The organism is Pseudomonas marvdashtae (assembly GCF_014268655.2).
GTDB classification, from domain to species: domain Bacteria; phylum Pseudomonadota; class Gammaproteobacteria; order Pseudomonadales; family Pseudomonadaceae; genus Aquipseudomonas; species Aquipseudomonas marvdashtae.
Window position 1 is genome coordinate 1,309,532 of record NZ_JABWQX020000001.1, and the last position, 17,327, is coordinate 1,326,858.

At 59.0% G+C, this 17,327-nt stretch carries 20 protein-coding genes; 9 read left to right on the forward strand and 11 right to left on the reverse strand.

Annotated features, from left to right (window positions below):
* Positions 1 to 3: 3 nt before the first annotated feature.
* Positions 4 to 417 (forward strand): alternative ribosome rescue aminoacyl-tRNA hydrolase ArfB, encoded by a 414-nt coding sequence (gene arfB, locus HU742_RS06010; RefSeq protein WP_186643662.1) that lies wholly within the window; start codon positions 4 to 6, stop codon positions 415 to 417.
* On the opposite strand, the gene HU742_RS06015 is transcribed toward arfB, so the two are convergent.
* From HU742_RS06015 to HU742_RS06025, 3 genes are all read right to left on the reverse strand, one after another.
* Positions 414 to 1,613 carry an MFS transporter gene (locus tag HU742_RS06015; protein ID WP_186635816.1) on the reverse strand — a complete coding sequence of 400 codons (1,200 nt, stop codon included), beginning with the start codon at positions 1,611 to 1,613 and terminating at the stop codon, positions 414 to 416. The two genes, arfB and HU742_RS06015, sit on opposite strands and share 4 nt — an antisense overlap.
* Before the next feature lie 83 nt (positions 1,614 to 1,696).
* Entirely contained in the window at positions 1,697 to 1,948 is a 252-nt protein-coding gene (locus HU742_RS06020) for a hypothetical protein (RefSeq protein ID WP_186635819.1), read from the reverse strand.
* Between the two features lie 37 nt (positions 1,949 to 1,985).
* On the reverse strand, positions 1,986 to 2,129 hold the full coding sequence (locus HU742_RS06025; protein WP_186635822.1) for a hypothetical protein: 144 nt from the start codon (positions 2,127 to 2,129) through the stop codon (positions 1,986 to 1,988).
* A 287-nt stretch (positions 2,130 to 2,416) separates the two neighbouring features.
* Between HU742_RS06025 and HU742_RS06030 the strand changes: the two genes are divergently transcribed.
* The gene (locus tag HU742_RS06030) at positions 2,417 to 4,042 is read left to right on the forward strand and encodes a methyl-accepting chemotaxis protein (RefSeq protein ID WP_186635824.1); all 1,626 of its coding nucleotides are present in this window, start codon (positions 2,417 to 2,419) and stop codon (positions 4,040 to 4,042) included.
* Positions 4,043 to 4,157: 115 nt separating this feature from the next.
* Here HU742_RS06030 and HU742_RS06035 read toward each other — a convergent pair whose 3' ends face one another.
* The 3 genes from HU742_RS06035 to HU742_RS06045 form a co-directional block, all read right to left on the reverse strand.
* Positions 4,158 to 5,180 (reverse strand): transporter, encoded by a 1,023-nt coding sequence (locus HU742_RS06035; RefSeq protein WP_186635827.1) that lies wholly within the window; start codon positions 5,178 to 5,180, stop codon positions 4,158 to 4,160.
* A gap of 181 nt (positions 5,181 to 5,361) precedes the next feature.
* Complete coding sequence (locus HU742_RS06040; protein ID WP_016773566.1) at positions 5,362 to 5,667, reverse strand: PepSY domain-containing protein; 306 nt, start codon at positions 5,665 to 5,667, stop codon at positions 5,362 to 5,364.
* 123 nt (positions 5,668 to 5,790) lie between these two features.
* On the reverse strand, positions 5,791 to 6,918 hold the full coding sequence (locus tag HU742_RS06045) for a glycerophosphodiester phosphodiesterase (protein ID WP_186643664.1): 1,128 nt from the start codon (positions 6,916 to 6,918) through the stop codon (positions 5,791 to 5,793).
* Between the two features lie 377 nt (positions 6,919 to 7,295).
* Between HU742_RS06045 and HU742_RS06050 the strand changes: the two genes are divergently transcribed.
* Positions 7,296 to 8,891 (forward strand): amidase family protein, encoded by a 1,596-nt coding sequence (locus HU742_RS06050; RefSeq protein ID WP_186643666.1) that lies wholly within the window; start codon positions 7,296 to 7,298, stop codon positions 8,889 to 8,891.
* 240 nt (positions 8,892 to 9,131) lie between these two features.
* Entirely contained in the window at positions 9,132 to 9,458 is a 327-nt protein-coding gene (locus tag HU742_RS06055; RefSeq protein WP_186643668.1) for a DUF2025 family protein, read from the forward strand.
* 52 nt (positions 9,459 to 9,510) lie between these two features.
* Here HU742_RS06055 and HU742_RS06060 read toward each other — a convergent pair whose 3' ends face one another.
* Positions 9,511 to 10,221 (reverse strand): CTP synthase C-terminal region-related (seleno)protein, encoded by a 711-nt coding sequence (locus HU742_RS06060; protein ID WP_186643670.1) that lies wholly within the window; start codon positions 10,219 to 10,221, stop codon positions 9,511 to 9,513.
* A gap of 14 nt (positions 10,222 to 10,235) precedes the next feature.
* Between HU742_RS06060 and HU742_RS06065 the strand changes: the two genes are divergently transcribed.
* Positions 10,236 to 11,183, forward strand: coding sequence for a LysR family transcriptional regulator (locus HU742_RS06065; RefSeq protein ID WP_186643672.1), 948 nt, complete (start codon positions 10,236 to 10,238; stop codon positions 11,181 to 11,183).
* Between the two features lie 3 nt (positions 11,184 to 11,186).
* Here HU742_RS06065 and HU742_RS06070 read toward each other — a convergent pair whose 3' ends face one another.
* On the reverse strand, positions 11,187 to 11,795 hold the full coding sequence (locus HU742_RS06070; RefSeq protein ID WP_186643674.1) for a TetR/AcrR family transcriptional regulator: 609 nt from the start codon (positions 11,793 to 11,795) through the stop codon (positions 11,187 to 11,189).
* Positions 11,796 to 11,984: 189 nt separating this feature from the next.
* On the opposite strand from HU742_RS06070, the gene HU742_RS06075 reads away from it, so the two are divergent.
* Complete coding sequence (locus tag HU742_RS06075; RefSeq protein WP_186643677.1) at positions 11,985 to 13,031, forward strand: MBL fold metallo-hydrolase; 1,047 nt, start codon at positions 11,985 to 11,987, stop codon at positions 13,029 to 13,031.
* Positions 13,032 to 13,044: 13 nt separating this feature from the next.
* On the opposite strand, the gene HU742_RS06080 is transcribed toward HU742_RS06075, so the two are convergent.
* Positions 13,045 to 13,362: a helix-turn-helix domain-containing protein gene (locus tag HU742_RS06080; protein ID WP_186635850.1), complete on the reverse strand. Its 318-nt coding sequence runs from the start codon at positions 13,360 to 13,362 to the stop codon at positions 13,045 to 13,047.
* 81 nt (positions 13,363 to 13,443) lie between these two features.
* Positions 13,444 to 14,220, reverse strand: a complete 777-nt coding sequence (locus tag HU742_RS06085; RefSeq protein ID WP_186635852.1) for an AraC family transcriptional regulator — start codon at positions 14,218 to 14,220, stop codon at positions 13,444 to 13,446.
* Positions 14,221 to 14,332: 112 nt separating this feature from the next.
* Here HU742_RS06085 and HU742_RS06090 point away from each other — a divergent pair, with 112 nt between their 5' ends.
* The 3 genes from HU742_RS06090 (at position 14,333) to HU742_RS06100 (ending at position 16,266) form a co-directional block, all read left to right on the forward strand.
* Positions 14,333 to 15,148: a sulfite exporter TauE/SafE family protein gene (locus HU742_RS06090; RefSeq protein ID WP_186643784.1), complete on the forward strand. Its 816-nt coding sequence runs from the start codon at positions 14,333 to 14,335 to the stop codon at positions 15,146 to 15,148.
* Between the two features lie 45 nt (positions 15,149 to 15,193).
* Positions 15,194 to 15,340, forward strand: coding sequence for a hypothetical protein (locus HU742_RS26950; protein WP_346656860.1), 147 nt, complete (start codon positions 15,194 to 15,196; stop codon positions 15,338 to 15,340).
* Between the two features lie 230 nt (positions 15,341 to 15,570).
* Positions 15,571 to 16,266: a DUF6933 domain-containing protein gene (locus HU742_RS06100; protein ID WP_186635858.1), complete on the forward strand. Its 696-nt coding sequence runs from the start codon at positions 15,571 to 15,573 to the stop codon at positions 16,264 to 16,266.
* Positions 16,267 to 16,301: 35 nt separating this feature from the next.
* Here the strand turns inward: HU742_RS06100 and HU742_RS06105 are convergent, their stop codons facing one another.
* Positions 16,302 to 17,291 carry a hypothetical protein gene (locus HU742_RS06105; RefSeq protein ID WP_186643679.1) on the reverse strand — a complete coding sequence of 330 codons (990 nt, stop codon included), beginning with the start codon at positions 17,289 to 17,291 and terminating at the stop codon, positions 16,302 to 16,304.
* Between the last annotated feature and the right edge of the window lie 36 nt (positions 17,292 to 17,327).

The following is a 17,327-nucleotide window of genomic DNA, read 5'->3' on the forward strand; positions in this document are numbered from 1 at the left end:
TCCATGCTGGTGATTTCCAACAACGTGCACCTCCCCGACGCGGAGATCGAGCTGACGGCTATCCGCGCCCAAGGCGCCGGCGGGCAGAACGTCAACAAGGTTTCGAGCGCCGTGCACCTGCGCTTCGACATTCCGGCCTCGTCCTTGCCCGAGTTCTACAAGGAGCGGCTGCTGGCGCTGCGTGACAGTCGGATTACCAGCGAAGGCGTGTTGATCATCAAGGCCCAGCAATACCGCACGCAGGAACAGAACCGCACCGATGCCCTGGAGCGTCTGGTCGAGCTGATCCTCAGCGCCACCAAAGTAGAAAAGAAGCGCCGCCCGACCAAGCCGACCTTGGGCTCAAAAAAGCGCCGCCTGGAATCCAAGACCAAGCGCGGTTCGATCAAGGCCGGTCGCGGCAAGGTGGATTTCTAGTTCTTTTCCCGTTCTTCACGGTAGCGAGGTGCCTGGCGATACAGGTAGACGCTCAATGCCAGCCCGCCCAACGCCGCCAGCGCGGCGAACAGGAAGATCGAGGCAAAGCCGAACCCTGCGGCAATCGCTCCGGCCAGCGGACCGGTGATGCCCAGCGACAAGTCGATGAACAGCGAATAAGCACCCACCGCCGCCCCACGACTGGAGGCTGGCACCAGGTTGACCGCTTCCACGCCCAGCGCCGGGAATACCAGCGAGAAGCCGAATCCACTCAACGCCGCGCCCGCCAGCGCCCACTGTGCATCTGGCGCCAACCACAACAGCAACAGACCGAGGGTTTCCACCGACAAGCAGGCGATGGCCACCCGGAACCCACCGAGACGGTTGATCAGGTTGCCGAACAGCAAGCGTGCGCCGATGAAGCTGGCGCCGAACAGGCTCAGGCACAGCACGGCGTTATCCCAGTGCTGTGTCGCGTAGTACAGGGTGATGAAGGTCGCGATGGTGCCGAACCCGATGGACCCCAGGGCCAGCCCGCAGCCGTGGGGCAGCACACGTCCCAGCACGTGCATGAAGGGCAGGCGTTCGCCAGAGACGATGGGCGCCGCGGTCTTGCGCCAAGCCAATGCCAGCCCCAGCAGGCCGAGCGCAATGATGCTGACACCCATGCTCCAAAGTCCCAACGCATTGACTAGCCAAACCCCCAGCGGGGCACCGATCGCCAGCGCGCCGTAACTGGCAATTCCGTTCCAGGAAATCACTTTGGCGGTGTTCGCCGCCCCGACTCGGCCGATGCCCCAGCCAATCGAACCCGAGCCCACCAGACTTTCGGCACTGCCCAACACCAGGCGACCGATCAGCAGGCTGATCAGGCTGAATGTCGGCAGGTGTGGCGTCCAGGCGGACACCAGCATGAACACACCGCTCAGACCGCAGCCGGCGAGGCCGAACATCACCGCGCGCTTGCTTCCCAGGTTGTCGATGATGCGTCCCGCATAAGGACGGCTGAGCAAGGTGGCCAAGTACTGGACGCTGATCACCAGCCCGGCGATCACCGCGCCGAAACCCAGTTCGCCATGGACGAACCCGGGCAGCACGGCCAGGGGAATGCCGATATTCAGGTAGCCGATGAAGGTGAACAGGACGATGGAGACGACTTGCAGCGTGACCGCCAAGGGGCGCTGGGGATCTGGCATGGGTAAAAGGTCCACGGGGCAGCTGGATAGATAGGCTGCTTATGATAGCGGCGACCGTGGGGGTGGCGCCTGGAAAAGTAAAACTATTTGCCGGACGGCGCCTCAGCTGTGTTGTTGCCAGCGACCAGATGTGTGGTCACCAACGCAGCAAGGGCATTTTCCTCCGTGCCGAACCGAGCCAGCAGGGCGGCTTGTTTCTCGGGAGAAAGACGGGTCCAGATATCGACCATTTTTTCCGCTGTGCCGATCAGCACGCTGGCCTGGGCTTCGCTGAAAGCAGGGGTGTCATCGGTCATGGTACGGGGCTCAGGATTCAGGCGGTGTGGAAAGCGCATCTTAGCGCTTTCCACACAGTCTGGTGGTGCGAGTGAATCAGTCTTCGCTGTCAGCCTGGCGGCTTTCAGTGGCTTGCGGCGGCTCGGGTTGCTGGGCGTCGGGTTGCCCCCCGGCTTGTAGCGTGGTCGTCTGCTCAGGTTCGTGCAGGCTTGGGAAGGGGAGATTAGGAATCTCGTGCATATCGCGCTCCTCGCAAGGTCTGTTGATCGATCGGGTTAGATCCGCGCTTGTACAAAGCGTGGGCAGGATACCCCAGGAGAAATGACAAAAAGACTTTTAAATCCCGACGCACGACAAAAGGGATTGTCTGGACAAGTCATGACCACTGGGGGAAACGACGCCGCTACCGATGGTCGCCGAGGCTCAAGAACAGGGCATGTGGGCCGATCCCATGTTCATATCCTCCACGCTCAGTCGCGACAGTGTCCCCTGGACATGGAGGTCCTTTATTTGAAGAGATCGATTGCATGTTTCTACAAAAATCCCTGAGAGCTCAGATTCTTGCCTTGCTGACGGGCAGCCTGCTGGCAACGTTGTTGATCGCCCTGGCGTCCTTTCATTTCCTTTCCGATGGCATTCACAATTATCGCAACCTGATCGATGGCCCGTTGCGTGCGTCGCAATTGATCGATGAGGCCAACCTGCAGTTCAAAGTTCAGGTCCAGGAGTGGAAGAACGTCTTGCTGCGTGGCAAGCAACCGGCGGAGCTGGATAAATACTGGAAGCAGTTCGAGGCGCGTCAGGGCGACGTCCAGAGCCTCTTGGGCGAATTGATCAAGCACGAAGGGGTTCCCGCTCCCATCAGATCACGCATCGAACGTCTGCGGGGCGAACATGCCCAGCTAGGTGCGGGCTATCAAAAGGGCCGTGATGCGTTTGTGGCGGCAGGCGGCGACGCTTCGGCGGGTGACGCAGCGGTCAAGGGCGTGGACCGTGCGACCAGTGAGCAGATGAGCGAGCTGGTGGTAGAGCTGCATAAACTGGGCGATGAACAATCGGCGCTGATCAGTGCCGGTGCCGATCGCACGATCATGCTGGGCACGGTGATCATGCTTGTCTCGGGGCTGCTGGTCTGGCTGCTGAGCCTGTGGCTGATCAACCGCAACCTGGTACAGCCCATCCGTAACCTGATCGAATACGTGACTCAACTGAGCCGCGGGCGTTTTGGCGAACGCGTCACCAGCACCCGCCAGGATGAGTTGGGCGACCTGGCCCTGGCGGCGAATACGCTGCGCGATTTCCTCGCCGAAACCTTCACGCGCCTGCAACGCAGTGCGACGGAGCTGGACAGCGCCAGCGGTGAGCTCAATGCCATCGCCAGCCTGATGAGCCAGGGGACGAGCGAACAATTCGAACGCACCGATCAGGTGGCGACGGCGATGAACGAAATGTCCGCCACCGCCCAGGAAGTCGCCCGCCATGCCGCCGACGCCGCTCGGGCCGCCGATGAGGCCGATCACTCGGCGCAACAGGGCGAGAAGGTGATGCAAGGCACCATCCACACCATCACCCAGATGCGCGGCGAAATCGCCAACACCGCCACGGTCATTCGTCGCCTGGAAACCGACAGCGGTCGCATCGGCAAGGTGCTGGAAGTCATTCGCGGAATTGCCGAACAGACCAACCTGCTGGCCCTCAATGCCGCCATCGAAGCCGCTCGAGCCGGTGAGGCAGGGCGTGGTTTTGCGGTGGTCGCCGATGAAGTACGCAGCCTCGCCCAGCGCACGGCGTCGTCGATCATCGAGATCAACCAGATCATCCAGACGGTGCAAACCGGTGCGGTGGACGCGGCCCAAGCCATCGAAAGCGGGCAGTCGCGCAGCGAAGAAAGTGTCGAGCAAGTGACTCAGGCCGGCGAAATGCTCGAACGCATCACTCATGCGGTCGAAGCGATTCGCGACATGAACCGCCAGATTGCCACCGCTGCGGAGGAACAGACTTCCGTTGCCGAAGACATCTCGCGCAACCTGACTGAAATCACCTGCATCGCGAGCACCAACCTGGACAACGTCCAACGTACCGAAGCGGCGAGCCGGGATCTGCACGGGCTGTCTGGGCAGTTGAACGAAGTGACGGCGCGGTTGAGTGCCTGAGCGCATTGACCTGACGGGAGTAGGCGTGTTTGGTCTGGGGACATGGTTGACACCTGTGGCGAGGGAGCAAGCTCCCTCGCCACAAAGGCTTATGCATACCTGAGGTGCATCAATCTCAATAATCGCGCCGCTTGCGAAACGCCCAGCGGCCGGCGATCACGGTGAAAGTCGCCACCAGTGCGACCAGGATCCAGAAGCCGTGGTCATCACCGGCCAACGGCACGCCGCCGACGTTCATGCCAAAGAAACCGGCGATGATGTTGATGGGCAGCGCGAGCACCGTAACCACGGTCAGGGTGAACAAGGTGCGGTTGCTTTGCTCGTTGAGATTGGCGGCGATTTCTTCCTGCAACAACTTGATCCGCTCGCCGAGAGCGGTGAGGTCGTTGATGATCAACGCGAACTCCTCGGTGGATTTGCGCAGCTCCTTGACGTCTTCTTTCTGCAGCCATTGCGGCGGGCGGTTGAGCAGGCGCAGCAGCGAACCGGGCTCCAGCGCCAGCAAGCGTTGCAGGCGCACCAGTACCCGGCGGTGGCTGCCCAGTTCGGCGCGGTTGTTGGATACGCGCGACGACAGCAATTGATCCTCGATCTGATCGACGCTGAGGCTGGTCTTGCGCACGATCTGGGTCAGCACCTCGCCCTGGTCGCGCAGCAAATGCACGAGCAGTTCCAACGGTGAGCGAAAGCACTCGCCAGCCTTCACCGATGAGCGCAGCTTGTCGACCGAATGCAAAGGCTGCAATCGTGCGCTGATGATCAAGCGACTGTGGACGCACACCCACAGTGTGGAGACATCCGAGGACACCAAGTTGCTGAGGTTGAACACCACGTCATTCACCACCGCCAGCAGCGCCGAGTCCACGTGCTCGATGCGCGTCGAGCGCGAGCCTTCGTGCAGGGCTTCGAAAAACTCATCGGGCAAGGCCAGATGGTTTTTCATCCAGCGCTCGCAAGCGGCATGAGCCAGGTTCAGGTGCAGCCAGAGGAATTCATCGGCATCCTCCGGTTGCTGCAGGCTTCGCAGGGCCTGGGCCGAATCGATCTCTCGCCCGCGTTCGCCGGGGCGGAAGCGAAACCCGTAGAGCAGGCCGAACAGGTCCGGATCGCGGTGGCTTTGATCGATGCTGTGATTCATGCGGGCTCGCTGGCGGGAGTGCCTGTCGTGGCGATGACAGGTTCACTAGAGCGGCATCATTGCAGGGTTTTTTGATGGTTTTGTGACAGTTGCGCTGTGTTGCCTGGATCGGCAGCTATTTACAGTGCGCAAAAGAGCCGCGCAACTTGAAAGTTGCGCGGCTCTTTCTTTTACCAAAGGATCAAGTGTCTTGCTTGTCGGACAGGACTTTGCCGGTAGTTGCGTCGAAGTCCACGTCAAACTCTTTGCCATCGGCCGTTTTCAGTTCCACTTCATACTCATAGCCGTTGAAGTGGTTATCCAGGTCGGTGTCGGTGATGGTAGCGCCCGGGTGCAACTTCAGGGCTTCGGCATTCATCGATTCAAGGGATTTGATCTTGCCGTCCTTGACCAACTGGGGAATCTGGTCGATGCGGACATCAGCCTGGGCCAAGCCAGCGGTAAGGGTCAGTGCAGCGGCAGTAAACAGGGCAGTCAACGTTTTCATGAGGTCTTTCCTTGGTGTCGTTAAAGGGTGAGTCGTTTAAGTGGTTTCAGATTATCTCTGGCAACTTAATTCACCCTTAATTCGAAAAACTTGCATCGACTGCACCGATCCGACCCAGATTCCTCAGTAACCGTTCTTCCCTAACAGCTGCGTCACACTGCCTGTCTCGGGACGCTTGAAGTACTTGAGCAGTTCGCTGGCCCGATTGGTGAAAATGCCATCTACGCCGGCCTCCAGCACTTTCTTGAAATCCACCGGCTCATCCACAGTGTAGACGTGCACCAGCAGGCCCTGATCGTGGGTGTATTGATTCATCCATGGCTGCACCAGATCCGCATAGCTCTGGCTGCCGCCACCGGACAACGCCGCTGAAGGCCCGGTGCCAATGGCGCCGTGGGCCTTGGCGTATTGGACCCATTGCTCGAACTCGGCCTTGTCCTTGGGCTCTTGCTTGGCGTAATACGCTGCTTTGTCGGATTCGCCGGACTCGGCAAACGTTACCTTGGACTTGGGTTCGATATTGCCTTCGCCGACCCACAGCAGCAGGATTTTTGGCACCTTGGGCATTTCCTGATGCAGCAGTTCCAGGCTGCTCTTCTCGAAAGTCTGCAAGACTACTTTGCCCTTGCCCTGGCCCACGCCGATGGCGCCCTTGGCCAGCTTGGAGCCTGCCGGGCTCAACCAGCCGCGATCTTGCAGCTTGTCCTTCAGGTCACGCTCGATGCCTGGAAACAGCTTGGGCTCCTTGGTCTCGATGTACAGCCCCGGTTTGTGCTGCGGGTTGCCCTCGGCAATGTTGATGACTTCATCCAGCGTCAGGATTTTCAGGCCCGCGAATGAAGGACGAGCGCGGTCCGGGTAGGCCGCGTTGAACCAACTGCCGGCGTCCAGCGTCTTGAGCTCGGCCATGGTGAACTCATTGGCGGTCTTGTCCTTGCGCTCGGGAAACCTGGTCGCGACATCGGTGGTGCGCAACAGGCTGTCGTCGTGCAAGACGAACAGCACGCCGTCCTTGCTACGTTGCAGGTCCAGTTCCAGATAATCGGCGCCCAGGTCACGCGCCAATTTGTAGGCCGCGGCGGTGGACTCCGGGGCATCGAACGATGCGCCGCGATGGGCGATGACCGCCGGGTGGGGGATACCTTGCAGGGTTGCCAGGGCCTTGGGACTTGGGGTTTCGGCGGCGTGTGCCGGACCGAGTCCGAGCATCACACTCAGCATCAACGCGCTACGGGTCAAGGTGACAGGCATGTTCGAGATCCTTTCGTGGGGTAAAAATCACTCTTTTATCAACTGAACGCGTTCGGCGCTATCGCCGGACCGACATAAACCTGCGTGATACAGATCTTCCCCTCGTTTCGAGCGCCCATGCGGACCGTTTGGCTCAGGGTTATTTCCTGCATCACCGGAATCGAAGTCCAGCGACATTTATTACAAGAAAACTTCCGCGTGCAGCGATTCGCTCCGTGGAAACGACCGCAGGCGTTTGTTTTCCCCTGGCTTGTCTGGCTCGGCTAAAAATCGAGCAATATGGCTTAACAGTTCCAACGGTGCCTTTGTTTTTCTGGGCTCTTACTATGAGCAGCAGAGCGAAACGGCTCGCTCGTATTCCATATCAAGGGACTGACATGACTAATCGATACACCGGGTGGATGACTAAGTTAGGGGTTCTATCTTTCATTGCTTTTGCTGTTCAGGCGCAGTCTTCAATAAGTGAAGATAACAGCCAGGCCTATGAGTATTTGAATGTCACGGAACTCAATCAAAGACTGACTGACAACCAACTTACTTCGGTTGAGCTGGTGAACTATCTGAACAATCGGATCCAGGCTCTGGACAAGGAAGGCCCTCACCTCAAAGCGGTTCTCGAACTGAATCCTCAGGCTCTGGCAGACGCAGCGTTACGTGACAGTGAGCGCGCGAGCGGTAGCATTCGAGGCCCACTGCACGGTATTCCGGTATTGATCAAAGACAATATCGACACCGCAGACTTGATGCAGACCACCGCCGGTTCTCTGGCGATGGCAGGGTTGCCGGCCGCGCAAGATGCGTTCGTCATCCAGCAGCTGCGCGACGCCGGCGCCATCATCCTGGGCAAAGCCAACATGAGCGAGTGGGCTGGCATGAGGGACCCAGAAGCGCCACGGGGTTGGAGCGGTCGGGGTGGACAAGGGCTCAACCCCCACGTGTTAAGCGCAGGCCCCTGCGGTTCCAGCTCTGGCCCGGCTTCCGCTCTGGCTGCGGGGTTTGCGCCACTTTCAGTGGGCACTGAGACCAATGGCTCGATCATCTGCCCGTCTGCTGACAATGGGATCGTTGGTCTCAAGCCCAGTCTTGGCTTGGTGAGTCGCTCCGGTGTCATTCCAATTACCCGGCGGCAGGATACCCCCGGGCCGATGGCCCGTACGGTCTACGATGTCGCTTTGCTGTTGAACCACCTGGCGGGCGCCGACCCAACCGACCCGCCTACCGCCGATGCTCCGCAAGACACGGATTACACCAGCGCTTTATCTACCGAGGCGTTGCAAGGGAAACGGATTGGCGTGTTCCTGAATAATGAGGAAACGCGCAGCGCTGCCTTTCCACTATGGCCAACCGTTATGACTACCCAGGATCGTTCGCAATGCGACTTAGGTAACGGGATGGTGCACGACCTCGGTGTTCAGTTTTGCACAGCGCTAAAAGCCATTCAGGGTAAAGGAGCGACCCTCGTTCCAGTGACCTTGAGTCTTCCAGACATGAGTGATTATTTTCAAGTAATGATGGCTGGGATGAAGCTCGAATTGCAGGCTTACTTGAACACTCGCAGCGGTTTGCCAATCGCGACCCTGAATAATCTGATTACTTTCAACGAGCAAAATCCGGGGGAAGGCAACTATGGCCAGCGGATGCTTGAGCAAGTCAATGAGCAAACCTGGAGTGAAGAACAAATAGATGCCGTATGGCTGCCGATCCAGGCCAGCTTTAAAAGCATGATCGATGCACGATTTAACGATGACACGCTGGATGCCATGGTGGCCGACTTCGACGGCGGTATTTCCCAGCCGAGCGCGGCAATAGCGGGTTACCCTGTCATCACCGTACCCTCGGGTGTAGAACCGGGCGGTGTGCCAACGTCCATATCGTTTATCGGTTCCATGTGGGGAGACGCCGGGTTATTAGCGCTTGCTTATGCCTATGAACAAGCCTCGTTGAAACTGGTCCATCCAACGTTCAGACCCTAGTCGAGGTATTGGCCTGATGATCGGGGCTGGTCGATTGTTCTTTCGACGCTTTCCGGTTCGTCAGGCTCGTTTAGTCGAGGATGCGTCGAATGGCATATTGCGATGCTTTTTCAGGTCGCTTTACAGTAATCTTGGCAACAGCAATTCCCCAACAGAGGGAAGCTTTTAAACCAGCATTCGCTTGTCTTGCGTGTAAACCATCGATCAGACGTCCTGCGGGACGCATCCATGAGGTTTACCATGCGCACCACTTCGACACTCATCTGCCAGGCCGCCGATCAACTCAAGGGTTTTGTCGGCCTGAACCGTAAGACTGGCCAGTACATTGTGCGTTTCAGCGAAGACTCTTTCGGTATGGATGTGGCCGACGACGGCATCATCCCCACCAGTGAATTTGTCTGGACCCCAGCGGCCGATGACACCCTGACCCTCAAGCGTGAGCGGATCCAGTTGCTGCTGGACCAGAATATCGACGACCGTATCAACATTACCGAACCGTTGCGGGTGTACATGGCGCGCAGCGATCTGCCGGAAATCCTGGCGATGCGGCAGTTGGTAGGGGGCTGAGCCAAGAGTCTCGAGTTGGCCAGGGAACCGGTTCGGCGTTGTCTGTTGGAGGCTATGCCTGCGCCATGGCGCAGGCTTGGACAAACGCGCGGACCAGCGGTGGTACGCGTCCTTCCAGCGCAGCACGCTCGGGCTGGAACAGCGTCGCGACAAAGAACGGATGATCGCGCAACTCTACAGCGCGCAAGTCGGCGGCCGAATCCCGGGCGACGGCATGCAAGCGTTCGCTCAGCAAGTCTCGCTCGAAGTGTGGATTGACGCCGAAACGGCAGTGGTAGCCCTCGAAAACCGTCCGGCGACCATAGGCCTTGGCAATCAACGAGTCCGCTTCCAGCTGCAAGCTGTCGATGGTTTCGACCAGGGCACAGCTCAGCGGCGTCAGCAGTGCTCGTTCCGCTTCTGGTGAGGTTTCACCATGAACGGCATCGACCCAGCCCATTACGTTGCGGGCATATTCCAGCACAGCATGTTGAAAGCCGCCGCAGGTGCCCAAGAAAGGGCGACGCTGTTCGCGGGCAAAACGAATGGCACGCAAGGCGCCGTCTTCGTTTTGGTAAGGGCTGCCGGGCACGCACCAGACACCGTCGAAGTGCTCCAGCACAGCGTTCTCGGTAATGAGCGGCGTTGCCAGCCATTGTAAACGGATGGAATGACCGGTTTGCTTGGCAGCCAGCTCAAGTGCGAGGGGGATCGCCCGGTGCGCGGTGATGTGTGGGTCGTGGTCGCCGACCAGGGCGATGTTTAACGGATGCTGATTTTCCATGGGAGGCTCGCCGCTTGTTGATTCCTGGGCGCCAGTATAAATTGGCGTTTGTGCAATCAATATTGGCGTTTACCCAAGTGATCAATGCAGCGACGCACTATCGTCTCGACTATCCCGACCTGTCGCTGATCCTCGCGCTGGTCCGTGGCGGTTCGCTGGCCCGGGCCGCTCGGCTATTGCACGTGGACGTGTCGACGGTGTTTCGTTCGGTCCGTCGGCTGGAGGCGGCCCTGGGCCAGCCATTGTTTGAAAAGAGCCGTGCTGGATATTTGCCCACAAGCCTTGCCCAGGCGTTGGCGGAGCAGGCCGAGCGTGCCGAACAGGCGTTGGAGGCCGCGCGCGTCGGCGTGGAGCAGGGCGGCCAGGTGGTCAGCGGCACGGTGCGCCTGACGTGTACCGATGCGGTCCTGCAGGCATTGCTGTTGCCCGCGCTGGCGCGATTCATGCCCGCTTATCCAGCGTTGACGCTGGAGCTGAGCACCTCGAACGACTTCGCCAACCTCAGCCGCCGCGATGCCGACATTGCCTTGCGCCTGACCCTTGCGCCACCGGAACATCTGGTGGGGCGCAATTTGGGCCATGTGGTTTATCGGGTATGTGCTGGCGACGCGTATCTGCGCTCGACGAGTCTGCGGGACTTGGCGTCGATGACTTGGATCGCACCGGACGATTTCCTGCCCGATCACCCCACCGTGGCCTGGCGCCGCCAGCACTTGCCCGGCGTGGTGCCGGCCTATCGTTGCAATAGCATGCTTTCGGTCACCGAACTGGTGCGGGCTGGTTTGGGGGTGGCGGCACTGCCGGACTTTTTGATCGATGGCAACCACGGCCTGACGCCCATTGGCGAGCCATTGGCCGGGCATGACACGGCGCTCTGGCTCCTGACCCGACCGGACTGCCGCGCGTTGCGCTCGGTGGTGACGCTGTTCGATGAACTGGGACGCACTCTGCGGCGCAGCTGAGGTTCAGCGCTGGTAACAGGCCAGGAACATGTCCAAGGCCGATTCGATCACCTGGGCCTGTTCAGGCGATGCAAGGCTCGGTTGCCCCATGGAAATCTGCGGCCAGAACGCGAATGTCTTGATCAGCCCGTGCATCTGTTGGGCAGCAAATGCCGGGTCAACTGGTTTCAATCGGCCGGCGGCCTGGGCCATGCGAATCCAGACGGCCAAGCCTTCTTCGCGCTCGCCCATGCGCGCAACCATGTCTTGGGCCCGCTCAGGGGAGTGGATCGTTGCGGCGATGGCGATGCGCGCCAGGTCGAGAAAATTCTCGTCCGCCAGCATCTGCAGTTTGGCTTGAAGCAGCGTTCGAAGCTGATCGCGTAACGGCTGATCCGGGCTGTACGGGGTGAGCTGCTCTGCCGTGATGCTGTTCCATAGTCGATTCAGAATTTCGGCGAACAGCGCTTCCTTGCTGGGGAAGTGGTTATACACCGTGCGTTTCGAGACGCCGGCAGTCGCCGCGATCCTGTCCATGCTGGTGATCTCGAAACCGCTGCTGCGAAACTCCGCAATTGCGGATTGAAGGATGGCTTCGCGTTTTCGCTCAGTAAGGCGCTGCGGTACGGTCATGGGCATTCGTCGGTAGGAAAAAAAGAACTTACACCCGGCAGTTTACTTGTCCAGGCGATTCATGCAATCTAGAAACTACACCATGTAGTGTAGTTTTTCAGTCGGGCGGCTGTGCGCGCATCGCAACAGCCATCCAGCGTCCCACAACGGCGAAGCGCAACGTGCCGACGCCCTTGGAGTCATCGCACCATGACCACACCTTTTTCTTCGACCGAAAATCGCTCATCGCGGCATGAACAGGGCAAGTACCGCAATCATGCCGTTACGCCACGTGAGGGTTTTGGCACGACCTTGCGCGTCATCTGGAACATGATCTTCCATAAACCGCGCAACACGCGGCCCGCGGGCACCATCGACGTTCGACCGTTGACTCGCGCCGCTCTGCTGGCGGCGCCGAACCACAGCGTCTTCCGTCTCGGCCATTCCACCGTGTTGCTCAAGCTACGGGACAAATTCTGGCTGACCGACCCGGTCTTCTCCGAGCGCGCCTCGCCCGTGCAGTGGGCCGGCCCGAAGCGTTTTCATCAGCCGCCCATCAGCCTCGAGGAGCTGCCACCGATCGAAGCGGTGATCCTTTCCCATGACCATTACGACCACCTCGACCAGCACGCCATCCTGAAACTCGCTGCCAAGACTCGCTATTTCCTCGCACCGCTTGGCGTGGGCGATACCTTGGTCAAATGGGGTATCGACGCCGGGAAGGTGCGCCAGTTGGATTGGTGGCAAGGCACCGAGGTGGCGGGCATCGAATTCGTTGCCACACCGTCCCAACACTTTTCGGGGCGCGGCCTGTTCGACAGCAACGGCACGCTATGGGCCTCATGGGTAATGATCGATGGCGACAGGCGAATTTTCTTCAGTGGCGACAGCGGTTATTTCGACGGTTTCAAACGCATCGGCGAGCAATACGGGCCCTTCGACCTGACGCTGATGGAGACCGGCGCCTATAACGTCGATTGGCCGCATGTCCACATGCAGCCGGAGCAGACCTTGCAGGCCCACATCGACCTCAAAGGCCGCTGGCTGCTACCAATCCACAACGGCACGTTCGATTTGGCGATGCATGCCTGGTATGAACCCTTCGACCGCATTTTGGCCCTCGCCTGGGAGCGCAACGTTTGCATCACCACGCCGCAAATGGGCGAAGCATTCACCCTGACGCAACCGCAACGTGGCCGAGCCTGGTGGCTGGACGTGGAGCCGTCGGCTTATCAGAACCAGACCGGCATGGCCTGACGCCCCGACTCGTTTATTCGATCATTGCGTAGTCCGGCCGCTCCATCGGATCTGGCGTGGCGCCCTTGATATTCATGCCGCGTCCCGGAGCGAAACCCGGGAAGAACACCAACCCTTCGGCCTCCAGCCGGAAGGCCAGCGCCAGGCGCGTCACGTCAAGCAGCTCGCCACCGGCCTCGAAGCGTCGAATGGCCCGGACCGAGACGCCGGACTGTCGCGACAGCTCTTCGACACTCCAGCCCAGCATGGCTCGGGCCTGCTGGCTGTGAGCGGGGGTGAATTGATAGACAGCGATGCGTTCCAGGGTGGTTTTGATTGCGAGAGAGGCCATGGGGGGCTCCAAAGCTGTGGGATGAAAAAGCACTGTGTTTTTGTACAGTTGTTTTGAATCCCGATCAATCTCATTTTTTGATCAATGACCGGCGGTCTTCTCCAGCCAGGCGCTTGGGGCGTGACCCAGGACACGACGAAACATCGTGGAGAATGCCGCAGGGCTGTCGTAGCCGAGATCCAAGGCTATGCGTGTTACCGAATCCCCTTCAGCCAACCGGGCCAACGCCGACATCACACACGCCTGTTGCCGCCACTGACTGAAGCTCAACGTGGTCTGCCGGCTGAACAGGCGATTGAACGAGCGCAGGCTGATATGCACTTGCGCCGCCCATTCCACGGGCGAGGCATGGGCGTCGGGGCGTTCCAGGAACGCCTGGCACAGGCTGAGCAGGCGCGGATCCTTGGGTAGCGGAAGGTGCAGCGGAAGGTGGGCGCTGCGCAGCAATTCATGCAACAGCAGATCGATCAACGCACCGTCCCGTCCAGCCTCGTCGTAGTCCGGCGCAAGCTCGACGGCTTCCATCAACAACTGACGCATCAGGGGCGATACGCTGATGACCTGGCACCGCGTGTCCATGGCAGTTACCGCGTCCGGTTCGATGTACAAGCTGCGTGTACTCACGCCCAGCATCAGCACCTCATGGGCAACCCCGGGCGGGATCCACACCGCCCGTTGCGGCGGCACCACCCAGTTGCCGTCCGCCGTGCTGACCCGCATGACCCCGGTGGCGCCGTAGAGCAATTGTGCGCGGCGATGGCGATGCAACGGCAGCACTTGCCCATGAGCGTAATCGGTGCCGATGGCAACCACGCTCCGGGGTATCGCATCCAAGAGATCGATCGAACTGTTGCGCATCGGTTGGCCACTCATGATTGGCGTAAACGCGAACATTATTGGCCTGTTTGCTACAGCGGGCCAAGCGTCGCGTCCCTATCGTGAGGCCTTTCCATTTCCCGGATTCGCCTTGATGTTTTATGTATCGCTTTTATGCTTCGGCTGCCTGAGTGGCGTGACGGCCGTGTTGTTTGGCTTCGGCGGCGGATTCGTCGTGGTGCCCTTGCTGTACCGCATGCTCACCGTCAGCCACGGTGCCGACGACCCCATCGGCCAATCTGCAATGCACATTGCCGTGGCTACCTCGACCTGCGTCATGATCGTCAACTCACTGATCGCCACCGTGAAGCATCACCGCGCTGGGAACATCATTCGTCACTACGTGTGGCCGTTGGGCGGCTTCATCGGCCTGGGCGCTATCGTCGGAGCTGTTGCCGCGATGTGGGCAAGTAGCGAAGTCATTCGCTATGCCTTCATCATTTATTTGGGCGTGACCATTCTGGACTGCTTGTTCCGACGCGGTTTTCTGACACAGTCTGACGCCGTAGTCCCACGCCGATTGGGCTGGGCAGAGGTCTCGGCGGGCGGGATCAGCATCGGCACCATCGCCACTTTTCTGGGCGTGGGCGGCAGCGTCATGACGGTGCCGTTATTGCGCCGTTGCGGGCTGAACATGTCGCGCGCGACGTCCATGGCTAACCCGTTGAGCTTGCCGGTTGCGGTGGCCGGGACACTGACTTACATGGCTATGGCCGGGGTTGCCGAGTTTGATTTGGGGCCGCGGTTTGTCGGTTACGTCGACTTGATGGCGTTCGCTGTGCTGACACTCGGCGCGTTAGTGGGGATTCGTCTGGCAACGCCATGGATCGGACGGATGCCGGATGGGGTTCATGCCTGGGTCTATATTGGATTGTTGGTCGTTGTGATGCTGGGCATATCAATACAATAAAATCTCCATGCAGCGTTGCTCGATGTCTGGTTGAAGGAGGGTGGCATGTCGATATCCGACAGTGACTGGAAGCATTACAACGAGCTCAGCGAGCTGGCGTTGGAACGCTTCTGCCAAGGCGTTCTTTCGGATGCCCAGACGGTGGCTCAGAACGAAGCCTTATCAGCTCACGCTCGATACCGCACGCTCTAAGGCCTCATGCGAGATCGGGACAAGAGCTTGGCGGTGGCGTTCAACGTAGGTCGACATCGAGACATCTCTTTATCTTTGAGATTGCGGATTGCGTACGACCTGCTGAGCGATCAAGAATTGACGGTTCTGAGTGAAGAGTTACGTGAAAGGGTCTCTGACGCTGTTCGCCGACCCTTCGAGATTGAATGGGCCGACGACGCCTAGCGTTTCTAATATTTCCGAGAATTTGAATGCTGATCTTCAACTGCACCGAAGCGGCCAGCAACTTTTTCAGCCGTGTGAGCAAAGGTAAGAAAGTCACCCCGGTAGAGAAACCACCATCACCTGTTATCGAGGACGATGAGCTGGGTGAGCTCGACGAACAATGTCTGGTTCATGTGATCACTGTGCAACGCAAACAGGTGTTGTTCGTCATCCACGTGCGAACCCGTTACTGCATGATTTTCGCCGGGGCTAAAAAAGCGGACGTTGAAGGTTTTGTTCAGCGTTTTTCCGAACGATGGATCAATGGCCTGATGCGTCACGCGGGGCAGCACGACCTTCTTCGCTGGGTCGATGATGAAGCGATGATGGAGCGCTTCCAGGAAAGTTGTCGTGAGTACATCTTTTATAAACGTGGCCACCGTGGTGCGCAAAAGCACCTCAACGAGATTTCCTGGATTTTTGAGGACTGTGCCGCCGAATGGGGCACGTTACCCTCTGATGAGTTCTCTGCAGGCCGCTTCGACGGCAATATGAACGACACCCCCAGAAGCAGTAAGGGGCATAAGGATTATTACTACCCGGACGAGGAAATGATCGTTCACTGGTTGCGGCGTTATGGCGGTTTGGATGAGTCCGCCGCCCAGGCCGCACGTGAGCGGCGCATGGAAGTGAAGCGGGAGATGCGGGCGTACGAACGGCAACTTGCTCAAGAAGCGCAATGAAGAAGGCGTAGCGCTACAGCTAGCCTAAGGCGAAATCACTTATCGGCCAACCCCGGCGCCTCCCGAATAATGAAGTGATCCAGATTCTCGATATTGGCACTGAACACCCCGAACGTTTCTTCGGGGTTTTTCTTGCTCGGCACCTGCTTCAACTCCGGCGTGACGCCATAAAAGAAGCAATACAACGGCGCGTCACTGTCGATGGCATGCTTGATCTCTGCCAGGAACGCTTTGCGCTTGCGGTAGTTATCGATCAGCTTCTTGCTCAGGTAAACGTTGACCGAGTAAGGCTTCTTCTTCGCCTCGTCCGGTTGCTTGAACCAGACCTTTGCTTCGAAATCGATGCGAAAGCTCAGCGTATAATCCTTGATCTCCTTGATCTTGCCCCAGTAAATCAAGCCCTTGTTGTCCTGCAAGTAATCAATTTTCTTGAAGAACGACCCATAGGGCGCCGTGTGCTCGCCAATCTTCAGCAGCTTGCTCTTGAGCAGATCCTTGTCCGCGAAGTTCGAGACGAAACACTCCACCGGGTGGGCGAAGACGCTGGTCTTGTCGGGTGTCGAGTCCTGGGCGGATTGGGCGTCATCGCCGTGGGACGATAGGGTGGGGGGCGTAGGTCGAGTCGCGTCAACATCCTTCGGCAGATCCGAAGGCTTGCGTACGTACTGACGCCGAGTCAGCAACAGCTCCGACGGAAAATGCTCCTCGCGGCCGTCATCCGTTTCCGCCTCGCCACTCTCTACACCCAACCCCGGCGTTTTCGGACTGACATAAGGGCAGCCCTCGATATGCCGGGTAGTAGGCTGGTTCTTGAAATGCGGCGTGCGGATGTAATTGACGTTCTTGGCGTTGAACGTCGTCAGCCGATTCTCCTCATCAAACGCCGCCCGACAGACATCGTTGGGGCATTGAAAGCGCTCCTTCGCCGAATCGAAGGCCATGGTCTCATCGAAATTCAAATCCCGAACGTCATAGATCGAAAGCTTGGCATCGAGGCTGAGGCAGTAGGCGGTATCGAATTTCATCGGGGCTCGGGTCCGTGAGAGGAAGTGTATTAATAC